At 33.5% G+C, this 20546-nt stretch carries 22 protein-coding genes; 9 read left to right on the top strand and 13 right to left on the bottom strand.

Features of this window, described 5'->3' with window-relative positions; genetic code table 11:
- Positions 1-824: 824 nt before the first annotated feature.
- The 9 genes from thrS (at position 825) to HJ01_RS00075 (ending at position 8049) form a co-directional block, all read left to right on the top strand.
- Complete coding sequence (gene thrS, locus HJ01_RS00035; RefSeq protein WP_007136180.1) at positions 825-2771, top strand: threonine--tRNA ligase; 1947 nt, start codon at positions 825-827, stop codon at positions 2769-2771.
- A gap of 16 nt (positions 2772-2787) precedes the next feature.
- The gene (gene infC, locus HJ01_RS17245; protein ID WP_394331846.1) at positions 2788-3345 is read left to right on the top strand and encodes a translation initiation factor IF-3; all 558 of its coding nucleotides are present in this window, start codon (positions 2788-2790) and stop codon (positions 3343-3345) included.
- A gap of 114 nt (positions 3346-3459) precedes the next feature.
- On the top strand, positions 3460-3657 hold the full coding sequence (gene rpmI, locus HJ01_RS00045) for a 50S ribosomal protein L35 (RefSeq protein WP_007136182.1): 198 nt from the start codon (positions 3460-3462) through the stop codon (positions 3655-3657).
- A gap of 179 nt (positions 3658-3836) precedes the next feature.
- Complete coding sequence (gene rplT, locus HJ01_RS00050) at positions 3837-4181, top strand: 50S ribosomal protein L20 (RefSeq protein ID WP_007136183.1); 345 nt, start codon at positions 3837-3839, stop codon at positions 4179-4181.
- Positions 4182-4580: 399 nt separating this feature from the next.
- Positions 4581-5249 carry a response regulator gene (locus HJ01_RS00055; RefSeq protein ID WP_007136184.1) on the top strand — a complete coding sequence of 223 codons (669 nt, stop codon included), beginning with the start codon at positions 4581-4583 and terminating at the stop codon, positions 5247-5249.
- 159 nt (positions 5250-5408) lie between these two features.
- Positions 5409-5708, top strand: coding sequence for a hypothetical protein (locus HJ01_RS00060; protein ID WP_007136185.1), 300 nt, complete (start codon positions 5409-5411; stop codon positions 5706-5708).
- Positions 5709-6087: 379 nt separating this feature from the next.
- Positions 6088-6507 (top strand): hypothetical protein, encoded by a 420-nt coding sequence (locus HJ01_RS00065; RefSeq protein WP_040473544.1) that lies wholly within the window; start codon positions 6088-6090, stop codon positions 6505-6507.
- 198 nt (positions 6508-6705) lie between these two features.
- Positions 6706-7122: a hypothetical protein gene (locus HJ01_RS00070; protein WP_007136186.1), complete on the top strand. Its 417-nt coding sequence runs from the start codon at positions 6706-6708 to the stop codon at positions 7120-7122.
- Between the two features lie 123 nt (positions 7123-7245).
- Positions 7246-8049, top strand: coding sequence for an endonuclease/exonuclease/phosphatase family protein (locus HJ01_RS00075; protein ID WP_007136187.1), 804 nt, complete (start codon positions 7246-7248; stop codon positions 8047-8049).
- A 6-nt stretch (positions 8050-8055) separates the two neighbouring features.
- Here the strand turns inward: HJ01_RS00075 and HJ01_RS00080 are convergent, their stop codons facing one another.
- The 13 genes from HJ01_RS00080 to HJ01_RS00140 all read right to left on the bottom strand — a co-directional run bounded on the left by HJ01_RS00080 (position 8056) and on the right by HJ01_RS00140 (position 20494).
- On the bottom strand, positions 8056-8967 hold the full coding sequence (locus HJ01_RS00080; RefSeq protein ID WP_007136188.1) for a glutaminase: 912 nt from the start codon (positions 8965-8967) through the stop codon (positions 8056-8058).
- 45 nt (positions 8968-9012) lie between these two features.
- The gene (locus tag HJ01_RS00085) at positions 9013-10230 is read right to left on the bottom strand and encodes a hypothetical protein (RefSeq protein WP_007136189.1); all 1218 of its coding nucleotides are present in this window, start codon (positions 10228-10230) and stop codon (positions 9013-9015) included.
- Between the two features lie 825 nt (positions 10231-11055).
- On the bottom strand, positions 11056-11718 hold the full coding sequence (locus HJ01_RS00090; RefSeq protein WP_040473547.1) for a response regulator transcription factor: 663 nt from the start codon (positions 11716-11718) through the stop codon (positions 11056-11058).
- Positions 11719-11721: 3 nt separating this feature from the next.
- The gene (locus tag HJ01_RS00095; RefSeq protein WP_007136192.1) at positions 11722-12513 is read right to left on the bottom strand and encodes a sensor histidine kinase; all 792 of its coding nucleotides are present in this window, start codon (positions 12511-12513) and stop codon (positions 11722-11724) included.
- A gap of 1 nt (position 12514) precedes the next feature.
- A complete protein-coding gene (locus HJ01_RS00100; RefSeq protein ID WP_007136193.1) occupies positions 12515-13150 on the bottom strand; it encodes a hypothetical protein in 636 nt (211 codons plus the stop codon).
- A 5-nt stretch (positions 13151-13155) separates the two neighbouring features.
- Positions 13156-13356 carry a hypothetical protein gene (locus tag HJ01_RS00105; protein ID WP_040473548.1) on the bottom strand — a complete coding sequence of 67 codons (201 nt, stop codon included), beginning with the start codon at positions 13354-13356 and terminating at the stop codon, positions 13156-13158.
- A gap of 197 nt (positions 13357-13553) precedes the next feature.
- Positions 13554-13736, bottom strand: a complete 183-nt coding sequence (locus HJ01_RS17535; RefSeq protein ID WP_138984261.1) for a hypothetical protein — start codon at positions 13734-13736, stop codon at positions 13554-13556.
- Positions 13737-14203: 467 nt separating this feature from the next.
- Positions 14204-14638, bottom strand: a complete 435-nt coding sequence (locus HJ01_RS00115) for a hypothetical protein (RefSeq protein ID WP_007136197.1) — start codon at positions 14636-14638, stop codon at positions 14204-14206.
- Positions 14639-14842: 204 nt separating this feature from the next.
- Positions 14843-16387 carry a replicative DNA helicase gene (gene dnaB / locus HJ01_RS00120; protein WP_007136198.1) on the bottom strand — a complete coding sequence of 515 codons (1545 nt, stop codon included), beginning with the start codon at positions 16385-16387 and terminating at the stop codon, positions 14843-14845.
- A 140-nt stretch (positions 16388-16527) separates the two neighbouring features.
- Entirely contained in the window at positions 16528-17481 is a 954-nt protein-coding gene (locus HJ01_RS00125; protein ID WP_007136199.1) for an acetyl-CoA carboxylase carboxyltransferase subunit alpha, read from the bottom strand.
- 259 nt (positions 17482-17740) lie between these two features.
- Positions 17741-18328, bottom strand: a complete 588-nt coding sequence (locus HJ01_RS00130) for a dual specificity protein phosphatase family protein (protein ID WP_007136200.1) — start codon at positions 18326-18328, stop codon at positions 17741-17743.
- A 203-nt stretch (positions 18329-18531) separates the two neighbouring features.
- On the bottom strand, positions 18532-19419 hold the full coding sequence (locus HJ01_RS00135) for a DMT family transporter (protein WP_007136201.1): 888 nt from the start codon (positions 19417-19419) through the stop codon (positions 18532-18534).
- Entirely contained in the window at positions 19406-20494 is a 1089-nt protein-coding gene (locus tag HJ01_RS00140) for an LptF/LptG family permease (protein WP_007136202.1), read from the bottom strand. The genes HJ01_RS00135 and HJ01_RS00140 overlap by 14 nt, the downstream gene beginning before the upstream one ends.
- Positions 20495-20546: the final 52 nt, after the last annotated feature.

Genomic DNA, 20546 nt, shown 5'->3' on the forward strand with positions numbered 1-20546 from the left:
GTGCAAAAGTACCACCTTTATTGTATAATTCAAGCTTTTTAAATGCCTTTTTTTGATGTTTTTTTAACTTTAATTTTAAGCGACTGAAAACCCGTGTTTTGAACACGAAAGTTTTTTTCAGCCCTCCCGATTTTGAAGTACAGACACAAAACCACCCGACGAAAAGAAAGCCCTGCCGGAATTGCCTTGACTATACATACTATATAAATGCACAAATCCTGCGCTCCCTCCCTGTCTAAAAGAAAGAGAGCGTTACAAAAGTCATTTATCCATATCTACCTAATTAAATAGATAACCTTTCCCTTACTAAGCTATCCTCAAAGGAAAGACATAGTTCACAAAAGCGATTTAACCCTCTATACTATAATAAGTATACAAACTCTCCGCCACGGTAACTAATTTTCAGAACTCTTTCAAGAAAAAAAAAAATCTAAAGAAGTGGTTTAACTGTATCCCTATAAATACAGTCTTATGCTACAAGACAAATACTGTCTTTATCGCCGCTACATTTTACATCTATATAAAATGAAAGATAGCTGAACTCAATTTCACCACAACACTCTTTCTTTCTCACAAGTACTTAATTCATCGATTACAGCAAATACACTATTAAGCACCATTTCCCTAGCCCTGATAGAAGCAAAAATCCTTATATGCCGGGCTTCGACATATAAGATTGTAGCGAATAGCAGGAAACAGCTCCTAAAAAACTTAAAAAGAAAAGCATACAAATTGATTTCATACCTATATATGGAACAAACCTTGCATATATATTGTATCTGTTTTTGTAATAGACTATATTTGCAAGCTTAAATTAACAAACAATGATTAAGATTACTTTGCCCGATGGGTCAGTTAAAGAGTTCGCGTCAGACGTAACTCCTATGGAAGTTGCTAAAAGCATTAGTGAGGGCTTTGCCAGAAATGTAATTTCGGCTTCCTTTAATGGTACAACAGTTGAAACAACGACTCCTTTGACTACGGATGGCAGTCTTATATTATATACCTGGAATGACTTAGAAGGGAAGAAAGCTTTTTGGCATTCGACTTCGCATGTCATGGCACAGGTTCTTGAAGAAATGTACCCTGGTATCAAATTAACACTTGGACCTGCAATTTCGAACGGATTTTATTATGACGTCGATTTTGAAGACCAAAAGATCACTGATGCTGATTTTAAAAAAATAGAAGATCGTGTTCTTGAGATTTCGAGAGGCAAACACGAATTCAAATTACGTCCTGTTTCTAAAGCAGAAGCATTAGACCTGTATAAGGATAATGTTTACAAAACGGAGATGATTTCCAATCTTGAAGACGGGACTATTACATTTTGTGATCATGATACTTTTACTGACTTATGTCGCGGTGGTCACATTCCGAATACCGGGATAATCAAAGCGATGAAAATCATGAGTGTTGCCGGTGCTTACTGGCGAGGTGATGAGAAAAACAAACAGTTGACTCGCGTTTACGGAACTTCTTTTCCAAAGCAAAAGGATTTAACGGAATACTTATTATTGCTTGAAGAAGCAAAAAGACGTGACCATAGAAAACTAGGAAAAGAGTTGGAGTTGTTTGCTTTCTCAGCAAAAGTAGGTCAAGGTTTGCCTTTGTGGTTGCCAAAAGGGGCTGCTTTGAGAGAAAGACTGGAGCAATTCTTGAAAAAAGCACAGAAAAAAGCAGGATATGAGCAAGTAGTTACTCCACATATTGGTCAAAAAGAATTATATGTCACCTCTGGGCATTATGCTAAGTATGGAGCAGATAGCTTTCAACCAATAGGAACTCCAAATGAAGGAGAAGAGTTTTTACTGAAACCTATGAACTGCCCTCATCACTGTGAGATATACAATGTACGACCATGGTCATACAAAGATTTACCAAAACGTTACGCTGAGTTTGGAACTGTTTACAGATATGAACAAAGCGGAGAGCTTCATGGTTTAACACGTGTACGTGGCTTTACTCAAGATGATGCACATATTTTTTGTACTCCAGAGCAGTTGGACGAAGAATTTAAAAAGGTAATTGACTTGGTACTATATGTATTTGGTTCTTTAGGATTTGAAAACTTTACCGCTCAGATTTCACTTAGAGATAAAGAGAACAGAGAAAAGTACATAGGAACAGATGAAAACTGGGAGAAAGCAGAGAATGCAATCATCAATGCTGCTGCCGATAAAGGTTTGAATACAGTTGTTGAATATGGTGAAGCCGCTTTCTATGGCCCTAAGTTAGATTTTATGGTCAAAGATGCTCTAGGTAGACAATGGCAATTAGGTACTATTCAGGTGGATTACAACCTACCAGAACGTTTTGATTTGACTTACAAAGGATCTGATAACGAATTACATAGACCAGTTATGATTCATAGAGCTCCTTTTGGCTCAATGGAACGCTTTATAGCAATCTTACTAGAACACACTGCCGGAAATTTCCCACTTTGGTTGATGCCAGAACAGGCTATTATATTGTCTTTAAGCGAGAAATATGAAATATATGCCAAAAAAGTTTTAGATTTGCTAGAAAATCACGAAATTCGCGCCACGATTGACAACCGAAACGAAACTATTGGTAAGAAAATTAGGGATGCTGAAATGCAGAAGATCCCGTTTATGCTGATTGTAGGAGAAGAAGAAGAAAAAAACGGCACCATTTCTATCCGTCGTCATGGACAAGAAGGAAAAGGTAATATCACTATTACAATAGAGGAATTTGCCGCAATAATTGATGAAGAGATTAAAAAAACATTAAAAGTATTTACAGTTTAACTTAAATTATAAAGTCATAGCAATAAGAAGCAACAGAGGTTACCAACCTCGCGTAGAAAAAAAGGATGCCCACAGAATCAACAACAATATTCGTGGTATACAAGAAGTACGTCTTGTAGGTGAAAATATAGAGCCTGGAGTTTTTAAACTTTCAGAAGCTTTACGTTTAGCGGATCAATTTGAACTAGATTTAGTTGAAATTTCACCAAATGCTGAACCGCCAGTGTGTAAGATTATGGATTACAAGAAATTTGTTTACGAACAAAAGAAACGTGATAAAATCTTAAAAGCAAAATCTACACAGGTAACTGTAAAAGAGATTCGTTTTGGTCCTCAAACTGATGAGCATGATTATGAATTTAAGAGAAAGAATGCTGAAAAATTCTTAAAAGAAGGTGCTAAGCTGAAGGCTTTTGTATTCTTTAAAGGACGTTCTATTATCTATAAAGATCAAGGTCAAATCTTATTATTAAGATTGGCTACGGATTTAGAGGAATTTGGTAAAGTGGAAGCGATGCCTGTTCTAGAAGGAAAGAGAATGATTATGTTCATTGCTCCTAAGAAAAAGAAATAAGTCGTAAAGTCGAAGGTCTAAGGTCAAAAGTCAGCTACTGACATCAGGCACTAGATATTCATACTTTAGACTAGAAAATAAGTAAGTAAGAATAAATTAAAATACTAGGAAAAAATGCCTAAAATGAAAACCAAATCTAGCGCCAAGAAACGATTTAAAGTTACTGGTTCTGGAAAGATTAAAAGAAAGCATGCTTTTAAAAGTCACATCTTGACTAAAAAATCTAAAAAACGTAAATTAGCTTTGACACATTCAGCGCTAGTTCACAAATCAGATATGAAAAGCATCAAACAACAATTAAGAATTATATAATTAGTCGGACGTCTTAGAGTTATACCGTCACTAAGCCACGTGCCTTTTGATATTTGACTTTAAAAACATTTGACTAAAGAAATTCTTTAGGTTAAAACAATTTAAAATAACCTTGGAGTATGGCCTTTAAGTTCTCTTGATTCAATTCGGGACGCCTGCTACAAAAAAACAATAAAATTATGCCAAGATCGGTAAATTCAGTTGCAAAAAGAGCAAGAAGAAAAAAAATAATGAAGCTAGCCAAAGGTTACTTTGGTAGACGTAAAAACGTTTGGACAGTAGCTAAGAATGCGGTAGAGAAAGCAATGTGCTACGCTTACCGTGACAGAAAAGTGAACAAAAGAAATTTCCGTGCATTATGGATTCAACGTATCAATGCTGGAGCTAGATTGGAAGGAATGTCTTACTCACAATTCATGGGTAAAGTAAAAAAGCATAATATCGAATTGAACCGTAAAGTTCTTGCTGATTTAGCTATGAACCACCCTGAAGCTTTCAAAGCTGTACTTAATAAAGTAAAATAAACGTTTTATCAACTCAATTTAGCTTACTTACTTATAAAGAAACCCCATTAGCCACGGCAAATGGGGTTTTTTGTTTTTCAAATATTCTGATATATTAAAAAAGCCTATACTCAAGGGCCTACAAACTGCATACCCCATTAGCGTAATAATTAACTACACCCTACTGCGCCTCACTTCTCGTTAGCTTAAGCGTACCAAAGCTAATCTAGTTTTCTTTTCAAAAATACTTCTGTATCAAACTGTTACCAACCAATAAGACACTTTCAGCAAAAAAAGCGAAAAACGACCTCAAAATGTGGAAAACCGTATACATCCTATAAAAGGAACTATTACTTTTGATCTCAGATTAAACGAAGACTTAAAAAAAAACTTATCACTTTCAAATATAATAGCTCACTCATGTTTAAAAAAGTTCTAATAGCCGAAGATTTAGACAGTATAAGCAACGCTGTCGAGCAAGCATTAATAGCCCTTTCTATCACAGAGATAGATCATGCAAGATACTGCGATGATGCTTTATTAAAAATAAAAAAGGCACTCCAAGACAAAGTTCCCTATGATCTCCTAATTAGCGATTTATCGTTCAAGACTGACCATCGAGAAAACAAACTGACTTGCGGTGACGAACTCATTGAAGCGGTAAAAAAAATACAACCAAATATTAAAACAATAGTATTTTCGATTGAAGATAAGTCCTATAGAATAAAATCTCTTTTTAACAATTTAGGAATTAATGCCTATGTTTCAAAAGGTCGCAACAGTATTCCACAGCTTCAGAAAGCCATTCAAAGCATTTATTCCACTGATGAGAAAGTACTATCTGCAGAATTGTCTCATGCTTTAAGAGATAATTCTTTACTCGAAATCGAATCGTATGACATCACTCTATTAAAATTACTATCTAAAGGATATATCCTGGATGAAATTTCTTCAGAACTTAAAAACTCAGGCATCATACCAAATGGTAGTAGTAGCATAGAAAAACGCATCAATAAACTTAAAATATACTTCAAAGCGAATAACAATGTGCATCTTATCGCTATATCCAAAGATTTAGGTTTAGTATAAGTCGCCTCTATTATTCCTTCAAAAGACGTAAGCCTAACCACTTGAACATGTCACTTGATTTTAAATATTCTCTTTATTATTTTCTTTACGGTTTACCGTAAGGAAAGCGTACTTAATGTTTCTATGTTTGCGTGATTTTAACTTCATATATCATTAGACATGGAAAATAACGACACAATAATCATCACAATTGAAGATATCAAAAATCAAGTTAAAACTGCAAAATGGACCGCACGTCTTGATGACTATAATAATTATGTAAAAGAATATATCAAACACTATAAGAAGTCATTGAATGGAAATCCAATTTCACTGGCGAAATATCCGTACATGAAAATAAAATCTGAGCTATTAGCTAAACGACTACAAAAAGCCCAGGATAAATCTATTTTAAACGCGAAACAAATCAAAAAGTTTTCGAAGATAAAAACAAAAATAGCCAATGCTTGTTGTGAATAAATCTACTTTAAAAAAGCTAAATCATTCGCAGTTCTTATATCACTTATTGTTCTTACAAGAGCTTATTTATTAGCCTAACAGTATTTACAGTCATACCAGCTCTACTAAATAAATACATTCTGAAACAACTATAATACTTAAAGCTGTAATTCAATCCTGTCACTTTAACTGATTCGAGTTCTGTTTTTTTTTCGTCGAATGGGGTTTACCGTAAAGAAGTGCCAATTATTGGCAGTACGTTTGTCACAACTAAGTGGACAGCCAACGAAATACACAACTATGTATAATTCACTTCTATATTTAGAACCTAAAAAAATTGAATAAATAAAAATGTGAAAAAATAACCGAAAAATTAAAACAATCCCAAAAAAAATGCCCCATGTACATTAATTCAAAAATAGATCAAATTGTTATCGACAATGACCGATTACACATCACATATAAATCAGGAACGAAAAACGACATACTGATCTCAGACTTAAAAGATATCTTCATTACTGTAAACAAAATCAACCCCCTTTATGAGTTTGCTATAATTATGTCTTCAATAATTATAGCTCTTTTTGCATTTTTCCACTTACAAGCTAACCTCATTTTAATTATCTCATCTTTATTGATTATCCTGACAATAGTAAAAACGAACAACTATAAGCGATATGGAATAAAGATAAATCTAAAGAACGGAATATCTATCATAAAACGCATACCCCTAAAATCAAAAAACGATACTATCGATTTTGTAAATGAAGTTAAAAAAAAAGTTTATAACAGTAAAATAGAAAAATCTAATATACTCTAGCAAGCAGTACACTAGATAGTGCTTGACAACTAGATAAAAATAGCTAATTAGCCTTACAATAGCACCATGAATACCTAACTCCAAAAACAGTACTACTATAATAAATATTGCATTCCAATCTATAAAAAAAGTCTTCTTCAAAGGAGGTTTTCCGTAACCAAAAAAGTGACCACCCTAATTTTTTTAAAAATAAACGTAATGATTCGTAGTATAACCCCCGTTAGTTTAATTGTCCTAAGTCTGTCAATCGCTTTCATGACTTGCACCAACGACAATAAATTCAAAAATAAAAGCCATAATACAGTCGAGTCTAAAAATTACGACCAACAAATTTTGCCAGAACCTAATAAGAACCATATTGATTCAATGTTTGACTATGAAATTAATAAAAAGCGATTTAGTAAAATAGAAAACAATTACCATGTTCATGGTACTGATGAAGATGGTAATAAAGTCACCGGCACAATAACTATGGACGGTAAAGCGGGAATAGGTATGCTTCGCAGCTATGAGGCGAAGGGAATAGAAATTGTTGGGGAACGCACCAGTCGCAAGGCGTTACTAGCCACGGACGTACATGGATATGAATATCAATTAAAATTAGACGATTATTAACACTTACTTTATAGTACACCCCTAGATTTTTGCTAGTACAATATAACTGCTGTACGTAAAGCCAATTATCATAAATATTTGATTAATTTGCACCATATTACACCTCCTGTTCTATCCAAATAAATGAAAAAATTCATTTCGATATTCATACTTCTTTTTTGTTCCGTTCTTCACTCCCAAACCAAACTTCTATCTTGGAATTTAGAAAACTTCGGGAAATCAAAGTCCAAAATTGAAATTGAATTCATTGTAGAAACAGTTCGTGACTATGACATTATTGCAATCCAAGAGGTTGTTGCAGGCTACGGTGGCGCGCAAGCTGTTGCTCAGCTTGCTGATGAACTCAATCGAAAAGGGGCCAAATGGGACTATGTTATCAGTAATCCAACAAGCGGAAATGCGTATAAAAAAGAACGGTATGCTTTTATTTGGAAAGCAAACAAGCTTAAAAAAATAGGCCGCGCTTGGCTTGAAAACAAATACCATCTAGAGATTGAAAGAGAACCCTACTACTGTACGTTTCAACATAACAGCAAGCAATTTACTTTAGTCAATTATCATGCGATAACCAAAACCAAGCAACCTGAGCGTGAGATAAAATATTTCAAGTATTTACCTGCTGAATATCCTAGTTTGAATTTAATATTTACTGGTGATTTTAATTGTCCACAATCCCATACGGTATTCAATCCACTAAAAAAAATGGGGTATCAGTCAATTTTAGTTGGGCAAAAAACCTCCCTGAAACAAAAATGTAAGAACAATAAATGTCTTTCCTCTGAATTTGACAATATCTATTACAAAACTGCAAAAACTAAGAAACTTAAATCGGGAATTATTTCATTTTACAAAAACTTCAGTACGTTGAAAGAAGCTAGAAAAATATCTGATCACATTCCAATCTGGTTTGAATTTTCGTTGAATTGACATCTACTAAAATACCGACATTCCGGTTTTTGTAGTCAATAATTCCAAAGCATGCATACCTAATTCTGAATTTCCTTTCTTATTTAATTTGGGAGACCATGTGGCAACTACAAAATTTTTAGGGAATAAAGCGACAATACCACCTCCGATTCCACTTTTACCCGGCAACCCTACCTTATAAGTAAACTCACCAGACTCATCATAAAAACCGCAGGTTTGCATTAGAGCATTGAGTCTCTTGACTTGACTTTTGGTCAAAATTTGTTTTCCATCTTTACTTTTACCTTCATTAGCAAAAAAGAAGAAAGAATGCGCCAACTCTTTGCATGACATTTCTATCGAACATTGATGGAAGTAAAAATCCAGCACTTCGTCAACATCATTTTCGATATTTCCAAAAGACTTCAAGAAATTGGCCAAAGCTGCATTTCTAAAACGCGTGTCTTTCTCGGATTGGGCCACAGCTAAATTATAATTAATAGTTGGACTTCCTGAAATCATCCTAATATATTCTAGAAAATCATCCTTTGGATTATCCAGACATGAAACTAACATATCAGCAATAACGATAGCACCAGAATTTATGAATGGGTTTCTTGGGATTCCTTTTTCATATTCTAATTGGATAAGGGAATTAAAAGCACTTCCAGACGGTTCCACCCCAACTCTTTTCCAAATTTTCTCATCTAAAAAAGAAAAAGCCAAAGCCACCGTTAGTGCTTTAGAGATACTTTGAATAGAAAATTTTTCCTCACTATCACCTATTCCGAAATCTTCTCCGCTTATAGTTGTCAAATGAATTCCAAATTTGTTTGGGTTGACTTTAGCTAATTCCGGTATCGTCACGGTTACATTCCCTATACTTGAAAATGTATTTGAATCCTGTACTATTTCTTGTAAAATCGTTTTGAAATCCATTTGCTCAATAAAATTGAAAATTAATTCATGATAGAAAATCTACCATTAGGTTTTTTGTTTTTTCTTTCTAGCAGCAGGGAATAGCACGTTATTCAGTATCAATCGATAGCCTGGCGAATTAGGATGCAAATCCAAAACAGTAGGACTATCTCCCACATGATGTTGAAAATCCTCGGGGTCATGACCTCCAAAAAAAGTAAACATTCCTTTGCCTTTTTCACCGTGGATATAACGTGCTTCACCATTAAGTTCGCAACTTCCCATAATCAACACATTAGACTTTATTAACGCAGCATCAAAAGAAGTCGTCTGCCCCATAAACCCCTTTACCAACTGAGTATGATTTTGACACAACATACTAGAAACAGGATCCCATTTTGCAGAAAATTCCATCAGCGTAAAATAATCTTTATCCATCGGAATTCTTCTCTTTTCGGTCATGTCAATATCCGAAAATTCATATTTCTCTGGTCTTCTCTCCAATATGAAATCTTTAAAGGCAAAGGAATTACCATAATTCATCTTCGACTGATAATTTGCTTCACTTTGATCCCCGTCAAACATAGGTTCGCATATATCAACTCCATCAGCTGCCAAAGCAATATCAAAACTATCAGTTGCAGAACACATCGCAAACATGAATCCACCACCAATAACAAAATTCTTAATTTTATTAGCAACAGCTAATTTTTCTTGGGATACTTTTTTATACCCTAATTTAATAGCTAGTTCCTCTGCTTCATTTTTTTGCTCAATATACCAAGGCACATTTCTATACGCACCAAAAAACTTTCCGTACTGTCCTGTAAAATCCTCGTGGTGCAAATGCAGCCAATCATAAAGCACTAACTGATCACTTAAAACTTCCTCATCATAAATTGCTGTAAATGGAATTTCGGCATATGTTAAAACTAAAGTAACCGCATCATCCCATGGCTTTTTGCCTTTCGGAGTGTAAACGGCAATTTTTGGTGCCTTTTCAAGAATAACGGTTTCCATATTTTGCGATGGACTAGAAATTACTGCAAGAATCTTTTCTTCTTCACTATCTGAAAGAATTTCAAAACTCACTCCGCGAATCTGGCATTCCTTTCGTATTTCTGATACATCTGGTAATAAAAATGACCCACCACGATAATTGAGTAACCAACTGGCCTTGTAATTTTTTTCTAAACACCAAAATGTAATCCCATACGCTTTCAGATGATTCTGTTGCGAATTATCATCCATAGGTAACAAAATAAAAGAAGCTTTTGTACCCATTGAAATTAATAAGAAAAAGAAACACACTATATTTTTGGACAACATTTTAAACTATTTTATATCAAAGATAGAAAAGGAAAAGCTTTAAATTACTTAAAACTAGCTTTAAAAAGAAACTGAATTATAAAGAATATATCAAACAATAAAAAACACGTAAAAACACGCGCACATAACTAGATTGTAAATCTTAAATTTGTTTAAGTTATTAGTAATCATAAAGAAAAGCCACCATGAATATCAACAACAATCCCAGCACATTTAATAGTTTCAACATCCTTAAAAAAGTAGGTGCCTTAGTGCTCGTAACCCTTATTATTGCTTTTTACGCTTTGTCAATAAATTTTCTTCTTTCATGATTTTTAATACTTTGAAAAGAATCCTTTTTTTTTATTGATTGAAATCTCATGATCTATCCATGAAACTCTTCATGGGCAAAAATCTATAAACCAGCAATTTCAAATACTACTAAACATACGACCACAAAATACCTCTATCTTAAGATTCGCTTTTAAGCAATGTAATTAAAAAATGTGGTCAGTCACAAAAAAGTATTCCCTAAATACACTTCTAAAAGAAATTAGAAACAGGTATAAACACGTATGCCCATATTAAATACTAGTATTAAATTTGGACATAAAAATTAAAAAAACGTCTTTATGAACCACGATGAAGAAAAAAACCCCTTCAAAAGCTTAAAATTAGTGCAAAAACTAGGGCTCTTACTACTGATAATCACTATTATAACATTTTATGTCCTTTCAATTCAACACATAATGCAGTAATACCGAAACCTTAAAATTATCCCATTTAAAAATGGAATATCCCTTATTCAATAATTACGATATCATTTTGCATCGCATAAACGACTAATCCCGCACTATTTTTCGACCCGGTCTTAAGTAGTAAATTATTTCTGTGCCCTTCTACAGTTCTTGGACTTATAAAAAGTATTTCGCCAATTTCTAAATTAGTCTTTTGCTCACAAATTAATTGCAGTACTTCTATTTCCCTGCTAGTAAGAAAATTACTATCCAGCGTACTTTTATTATTTTTAGAAATGGAGTCTGTTTGTTTAATTACCTTAAGAACCTTTTCATTATAATAAAAACCTTTTAATGCAACTTGATTAATGGTTTTCAAGAGTTCTTGAGGTGTGGTGTTCTTTACCAAATAAGATACTGCACCCACATTAATCATATTCGCTACAAAAGAAGGCGTATCGTAGCTGGTCAATGCAATAATTTTTATTTCTGGAAACTCCTTGTGTAAAATTTTAGTCGCTTCTACACCATTTAATAATGGCATTTTTAAATCCATAATAATAATGTCAGGATGACTCTCGTTTTCGTTCAAAAAAGTGATAAGCTCCGCCCCATTAGAAGCTTCCTGAATAATATCGATATTTTCTTCCCTGCCCAAAAGAAAGGATATCCCTTTCCTAAACAGTACTTCATCGTCAACTAACATTATTCTGATACGATCATCCATAGTTTAAAAATTAAAAACAACTTGTATTCCTTTATTTAATTCTGATTCAAAGGTTATCATTCCATTTAACAAATCTACTCTACTTTCAATATTTTTCATCCCAAGTCCATTTTTATTTTCCTTGGAATTGACATCAAAACCAACACCATCATCCGAATATCTACAATTAACTCCTCCATTTATATTTTCGAATAAAACGCTTATGTTCTTAGCTTTTCCGTGTCGCAGAGAATTATTCATAAGCTCCTGTAAAATCCTAAAAACATGTAGATGTCTGTCATTATCCGCTTTGTCAAATTCCACTTCATTCTTGTAATTAACCTGCACGGCTTTACTACATATAAATTCTAAACATAATTCTTCTACACCAGCATCAAGACCAAACTGATCAAAAACCGGCGGTAATAAATCATGGGCAATCCTTCTGGTATTCTCCAGTGCTTTCCCTACCAAATCAATAATATTTTTCGTGATTTCTGAAATCTCATTATCCAATAAATTTGGCGTATTCAACAAATAGCTATTTAAAGAAACAATATTCAATTTAGAACTAATATCATCATGTAGATCTTGCGCAATTCGTTTTCGTTCGTCTTCCTGAGTAATAATTACAGCTCGTAACTGCTCTCTTTGATGTTGAATCACTAAACTTCTTTTCTCTACCTCCTTTTGGATAATCTTTTTTCGAGAATAGTAGAAAAAGACAACTAAAACTATTGCGACAACGATAAAGAAAAGAGAACTGTATAAAATAATCAATACTAATTCTTTTTCATAAGCTGGATTTATTTTCATCTTAACTATTTAATTTCTTTTTTGAATAACTTTTTTTCCATTCTACAAATATGAATACGTGATAAACGATGTATAGAAAGGAATTGAAAATCCAAGGCAGTTGATTTATTTCCGGATTTAAGGAAATCATAAAATTTCCTGCAAGAAACAAAATCGTACTCCCAAATAAATACATGACTACACCTATATTAATATAGTAGAACTCTTTCTTTTCATTTAATAGATTAAAAAAATGAAAAACGGCATATATAATGATCACAAAAGAAGTTACGAATATTTCAAGCAAATTGAATTCAAAAAACAAACTTGGGTTATTAAAATACTGCCATCCCAAAATTAATAAAACTGTAATCGAAGCTCCTTTAACTATTTTTCTCTGCAAATCTACTTTCTTCAGTAGGTTGAAATAAAATAGGGTCAATATCACAAATTGACCAATGAAATAAAAGTGTGATAAAAACAAATTATTTGTCTTCTGTCGAATTAAAAGCTCAGACCAAATTTGTACTATAAGAATCAATCCTAAGTAAAAAACAAACAATCTATAAGCTTTCCCTCTATGAGCAATGCTTTTAAAAAAAAGGATGAAATTCAGTAATAAAAAAAAGTATCCTATGAATGCCAATATTTTATTCATGCGGTTTAAGTTAATAAAGGACTTGATGGGTCACAATCAGTTGGACACGGTCGCGTAAAATCATAAATATCATCTTGCTCTTCCTCATTAGTGCTAACACCAACAGTAATCATATCTTCATAAATTCCCCTATCTGGATTATATTTAGTCCCAACAATCATAAGTTTCTTCACATTATTATCATCAACCACAATATAAGCTCTCACAGCATTGTCACCTTCAACATGTCAGCTTTTCCATTTAGAAAACCAGCTGACCAATAATCTTTCGTGCAATTCGAGTTTTTTTTATTATTTACTAAATGTATTTCCTTTACCATTAATGTTAATTAAAAAAACTACTCCAAATATTAAAACACAAAAGCATACTGCTATTTAGGCAACTAACAAAGATTGGCTTATCATTATTCTATGGTAAGTTGTTCTTTTTTTGAAAAAGTCTTATACCATTCAAAAGCAATAAATAGCTGGTAAATAACATACAATAAAGCATTGGTTACCCAAGTTATTTTACTCATTTCAGCACTCATTAAAGCAGTAAGATTACCTACAAAAAACAGAATTGTGCTACCAAATAAATAGAGCATTATACCAATGTTTAAATAATAGAATTCCTTTTTACCACTTAACATATTGTAAAAATGAAAAACGCTATAAATAACTAATAGGAAAGAGGTTAAAAATATTTCGAACAAATTAAATTTAAAAAGCAAACTAGTATCTAAACTGTATTGAATCCCTAAAATAAAAAAGCAGCATATAAAACCAATATTTATAATTTTCTTTTGTAAAGAATTGGTAAAAAGTGATTTATAAAAGAGACTTAGCACTATAAATTGGCCTAAAAAATAAAAATGAGATAAAAAAAGATTGTTAATATTTAAACTTTGTAAAAAGAAAGATGGCAACTGGACAACTAAAATAATTAAAAGATAAATCGTAAATATTTTAAAAGCTCTGCCCTGTATCATAAATTTTAAACTAAATAAAATAAAATTTACAAATAGAAGAAAACAACCAATATTAGCCAATAAATCCCAAATATAGCTCATACTTAAACTTCTAAAGGACTACTAGGGTCATTATAAGGAGGGCACGGTTTTGTAAAATCATAGATATCATCAGCTTGTTCCCCAACACTTACATCTTTACCAGGAGTAGTGATTAGATCTTCGTATATTTTTGTTTCAGGATTATATTTTGTCCCTACAAACATTAACTTTTCGATATAAGTTGGTTTATCACCTTTCTGCTCAGCCTTCACTTTTTGAACACCAATATAGGCTCGAACATGAGTTCCCCCTTCTTCTAATAATTCTTTTAAATCAACTGCTGGAATTAAAAAAGCGTTTAACTCATGATGTTTATTGTATTTACCTTCTCTTTGAGTCCAGCGTTTCGCCCATTTTTGAGCGGTTTTTAATGGAATTGAGTTAATTGCAAATCCCACTTTTTCCGATAATTTTTCCAATGTGTTTTCTTTAGACATTAATATTTATTTTTTCAGTTCTTAAAAATCTAGTTATCAAAGAATATATTATACCGCTAAAGTAGTATTTTTTACGTTTTTAACATAAAAATACTGCAATTTATTAGTTGAAAAACGACGCAAAACACTTGGCATACTTCTACAAAAAATTCACTTAAAAAATAAGGCCCAAAAAAAGCCTGTTAAAACAGGCTTTTATATTATCTAAAATGGCATATCACTATCATCATCGTCGTCATTCAAATTACTTCCAAAGGCTTCATGTGGCGAAGGAAGATTTTTTGTTACAAACGGATTATCATCCTGATTCATTGACGAAGGTAAATCATCATAACCACCAGAATGATCCTCTAGGTTATCAAACTTTCCAAGATGTCCAATAAATTTTAATCGAACGTTTTCAATACTACCATTACGGTGTTTTGCAATCATAATTTCTGCCTGACCAGCGGTAGGTGAAGCTTCATCATCATCCCACTCATCAATTTTATAGTATTCAGGACGATATAAAAAGGACACGATATCCGCATCTTGCTCAATCGCACCCGATTCACGAAGGTCAGAAAGCAAAGGTCTTTTACTAGATCCACGAGTCTCAACGGCACGCGATAATTGGGAAAGTGCAATAACTGGCACATTCAATTCTTTTGCTAATGCTTTTAAGTTTCGAGAAATAGTAGAGATTTCTTGTTCTCTATTTCCTCCTCCTTTACCATTTCCTCCGGCAGTCATCAATTGCAAGTAATCTACAATGATGATTCGGATTCCGTGTTGTGAAACCAAACGTCTTGCTTTGGCACGTAAATCAAAAATAGAGAGCGAAGGCGTATCATCAATAAACAAAGGTGCTTTTTCCAAATTTTTAACTTTGGTACTCAATTGTTCCCATTCGTGTTTTTCCAGTTTACCTGTACGTAACTTCTCAGACGACAAACCGGTCTCAGACGAAATTAAACGAGTAATTAACTGAACTGATGCCATCTCAAGAGAGAATAACGCTACTGGCATTCCATAATCTATTGCCATATTTCTGGCCATAGATAGTACAAAAGCGGTTTTTCCCATCGCTGGCCTTGCCGCGATAATAATTAAATCACTTGGCTGCCATCCAGATGTAATTTTATCCAGTTTTTCAAAACCGGTAGCCACACCACTCAATCCTTCTTGACCGGCAATTTCTTCAATACGCTTTTTTGCTTGCAATACTAAACTCTGTGCCGTTTCAGAACTACGTTTAATATTCCCTTGAGTAACCTCATATAACTTAGATTCCGCCTTGTCTAATAAATCAAAAACATCGGCTGAGTCGTCATAAGAATCCTCAATTATTTCTGATGAAATACGGATCAAACTGCGTTGAATAAATTTCTGAAGAATAATCCTAGAGTGAAATTCAATATGAGCTGATGAGGACACCTTTTGCGTAAGCTGAATCAGGTAGAAATCTCCACCTGCTAAATCTAATTTGGCATTTTTTTTCAATTGTGCAGAGACTGTCAACAAGTCAATAGGCTGAGTCTCTGTAAACAACTGTACAATTGCTTCAAAAATATGTTTGTGTGCTTCTTTATAAAAAGCATCCGGCTGTAAAATGTCAATTACGTCATCTACTCCTTTTTTATCAATCATCATGGCACCCAGAACTGCTTCTTCCAGCTCTAATACCTGTGGTGGTAACTTCCCCTTTTCGAGGTTTATTATTGTCGTTTTATCAACCTTAATTGGGTTTACATTTTTGAAGTTTTCCATACAGCGAAAGTAACATAAAATTAAAAAATATTGCTGTTGACTTATTACAAATATCTGTTGATAAGTAACTCTTTTTTGTTTATAACCAAAAAAAAATCCGAAACGGCGAGGCTTCGGATTAGTTCTATGTTTGTAAGATTTTACTCTTTATACTCACCCATTTGACTGTATTTATCCATCCTTTGGGCAATTAAGTCCTTTGTTGATAAGTCTTTCAATTCATTATATCCTTTAGTGATATATTGCTCTACAGTTTTGAATGTGGTCTCTCTATCATAATGCGCTCCTCCTAATGGCTCAGGAATAATATCATCAATCAACTTTTGCTTTTTCATGTCAGATGAAGTCAGTTTCAAAGCTTCGGCAGCTTGTTCCTTGTACTCCCAGCTTTTCCATAAAATAGAAGAACATGATTCTGGTGAAATAACAGAATACCATGTGTTTTCCAACATATATACTTTGTCTCCTACACCTATTCCCAATGCTCCACCTGAAGCACCTTCACCTACAATAATAGTAATAATAGGCACTTTAAGACGAACCATCTCAAATATATTTCTTGCAATCGCTTCTCCTTGTCCGCGTTCTTCTGCTTCTAATCCTGGATAAGCTCCTGGAGTATCTATTAGCGTTAAAACAGGAATACCAAACTTCTCCGCCATTTTCATCAAGCGCAATGCTTTACGGTATCCTTCAGGATTTGCCATTCCAAAGTTTCTGTACTGGCGCGTTTTTGTATTGTACCCTTTTTGTTGTCCAACAATCATAAAGGATTGTCCATCAATTTTACCCAAACCACCTATCATGGCTTTATCATCTTTAAAGCCTCTATCTCCGTGAAGCTCTAGGAAAGTGTCTCCGCAAAGAGCTCTAATATGGTCTAGAGTGTAAGGCCTACTTGGATGTCTTGACAATTGTACACGTTGCCATGCTGTCAAGTTTTTATAAATATGCTTTTTTGTTTCTATTAGTTTCTTGTTGATTTGCTTACACGTATTGGTAACATCAACATCAGATTCCTGACCGATCACTTGACATTTTGCTAACTGATCTTCTAGTTCTTTTATAGGAAGCTCAAAATCTAAATATTCCATAGGATTTGTGCGTTTTCGTTTTTAATTTGGAAGTGCAAATATAAAATATTAAATCATTCATAATGCTATATTTTCTATTTAAGTCTCAAAACCCTGCGCCAACACTTTCAAAAATAGTTAAATACATTTCAAAAACGGGGGCGTATTTCTATATTTAAAACTGTTAAATAATTCTAAACAAATGCATTAGCTCATTTAAAGATAAGTATGGAAAGTGATTTCATATTTGGACTATCAAACCACAATATTTAGTATTTCACTATTGTTTGCTCGCCAACTCACTTCTTGACTTGTATGCTTTTAAATATTCTCCTTTGGGTGTTCCGTCATCAAATGAACTGAATGTAATCAACGTCCTCACCCCTTGCCGTGCGGCCTCGTTAGTAAAACTTTCATATTCTATTCGGTATAGCGCAGCATACATTTCGGCTCTACCTGTGCCATGGTAACAATGTATTAATACTGGATAGTTGTCCTTGTTATCCATTATTTTGGTAAAAACCGCTATATTTTCTTTATTGGGCACCTGCTCTGATGGATTACTAAAATAGTTCACCCCTCCTATTTTTGCCACTGCTGTTTTTTCGGCCTGTAATTCACCAGGTATTTCTGGGTTTAAAACCAAATCATTTGTCCCAGGCATTCGCAAATCAACAATTGATTTAATATGGTATTCCTTGACATAACTAGCAATTTGATCTGGAGGAATAACGCCCGATTTATATACTTTGCCTTCAGTAATAGTTTCAAAATTATGGTTGATATTCATATCGTAAACATACTTACACACCAATATCATCAGGACACCGAATATTGAAAGTCCTATTATTTTTGCTTTTTTACTCATTTCTCAATTGTGGGATTATGCAACAATGAGTGCCAAAAGTACTGAAATTTAATCACTTGGAACAAAGTCATACAACAATAGTTCATTTCATGATAAGTTGAATAAATGAAGAAAAAATCAAGGGAATTTGATTGCTGAATTAGCAAGCAAAATTAATTATTACTACTGCTCTAATTTGGCATAAAACCCAAAATTACAGAAGACTATGCTTTGACTTTCTTGTCTTGGTGTTTGATAATTCCGTTTAGGATTACCGTGATTAAGATTATTACGGCTCCAATATAAAACGAAGTACTCATTTTTTCCTTTCCTCCAATGATGAAATAGGCCAAAATAATACCGTAAACCGGCTCTAAATTAGTCGTCAGCATCACCGTATAAGGGCTCAACTTTTCCATAACTTTTACAGATGCGGTAAATGCATAGGCGGTGCAAATAGAAGCCAAAATCAAAATCAGTATCCAGTTATTAACGCTCAAAACAAAAAAGTCAGCTGAGAATTTATTTTGGTATAGAAAATAAATCGAAATAAAGAAAACTCCCGACATAAACTCATAAAAGGAAATCACTGAGGAATCGTGCTTTTCTATCAGCTTCCCATTCATAAGCGTAAACAACACTCCCAGAATGATGGAAACCAAAGCGTATATCATTCCTTCCAGATAGCTAATTTCAACTTTCATGATCATTCCCAGTCCGGCAATGATAACCAACCCGAAGAGCACTTCGTACCACAGCACTTTTCTACCATAAAAAAGCGGTTCCAGTAGGGATGCAAAAAAAGCACCTAATGAAAAAATGGAAAGTGTTATAGAAACATTAGAGACATGAATGGCGTGAAAAAAAGTAATCCAATGCAGGGCAATTAGTAAGCCTACAAAAACCAACTTCAGTAGTGCAGTTGCAGGAATTCGAAATGATTTCTTTTTGAAAACAATAAACGCTCCTAAAAAAGCGCCCGCAAGCAACATGCGATACCAAACGATAGCATCTGCAGAAATAGTGATTAATGCGCCTAAAATGGCTGTAAAACCCCAGATAAAAACAATTAAATGAAGGTTTAAATAACTTTTAAATTTATCGTTTTGCATTTCGTAGTAAAAAGATCGCTAAAATTCCAAAAACAAAATTTGGAAACCAAACCGCAATCAAAGGTGAAAAACTAGATTTTTCAGCAAGTACGCCAAAAATCTTATCAAAAAATACGTAAGCAAACGCCAGTGCGATTCCTATAGTAAGGTTCATTCCCATTCCTCCCCTGCGCTTCATCGCAGAAACAGAAACAGCAATTATGGTCAAGATAAAGGCCGAAACTGGCACACTGAATTTCTTATATAAAACGACCATGTAGACGTTGATATTAGAGGAACCTCGTTTTTTTTCTTTATCAATGAAATCTAATAATTCACTTAAACTCAACGTTTCAGCAATATATACCACAGGAGTCAAATCTTCCAGTTCAAAACTGAACTTTGTCTTTTTCTCTGGCATTTTCTCTATTTTGTCGCCTAATATACCTACAGTTCTTTTTGTAAAATCATACATGGTGTAGGTACTGTCTTCTGGATTCCATTTTATCCTGCTGGCTGTAATCTTAGAGACTAATTGGTCTTTCTTGAATTTCTCCAAAGCAAAATTAAAGGCGACATTCGATACCGGATTAAAACTGTTCACATACAGAAACTCATTGTCGTTAATCTGTCTGTAAACGTCAGTATTATCTCCACGCATCTGCTCTTTTCCTCCTCCTTTAAGATAGGTATATCTAAAGTTATTGAAACCTTCACTGGATGCAGGAACAACCCAAAAACCCATCAATAAAACAAATACTGACACAATTGACGCACCAATAATATAAGGCCTTAAAAACCGTGTAAAAGATATCCCTGAACCTAAAATGGCAATAATCTCTGTATTATTAGCCAGTTTTGAAGTAAACCAAATAATGGACAAAAACAAAAAGATGGGAAACAAAGAATTGGCGAAATAGATGGTAAAATGATAATAATAAATCGCAATTTCCAATATTGGAATCTTGTTTTCTATCATTTTATTCACCTTCTCTGATACGTCAATGATAATTCCAATAGGTATAAACATCAATAACATAGCCGCAAAAGTGGCTAAGTATCTTTTCAGGATGTATCTATCTATTATTGTTAACATAAAAGTGTAATCGGTTAATCGTTTATTTGTTTAGAACCAAAACCTATGATTG

It is taken from the genome of Flavobacterium frigoris PS1 (assembly GCF_000252125.1).
Taxonomy (GTDB): Bacteria; Bacteroidota; Bacteroidia; order Flavobacteriales; family Flavobacteriaceae; genus Flavobacterium; species Flavobacterium frigoris_A.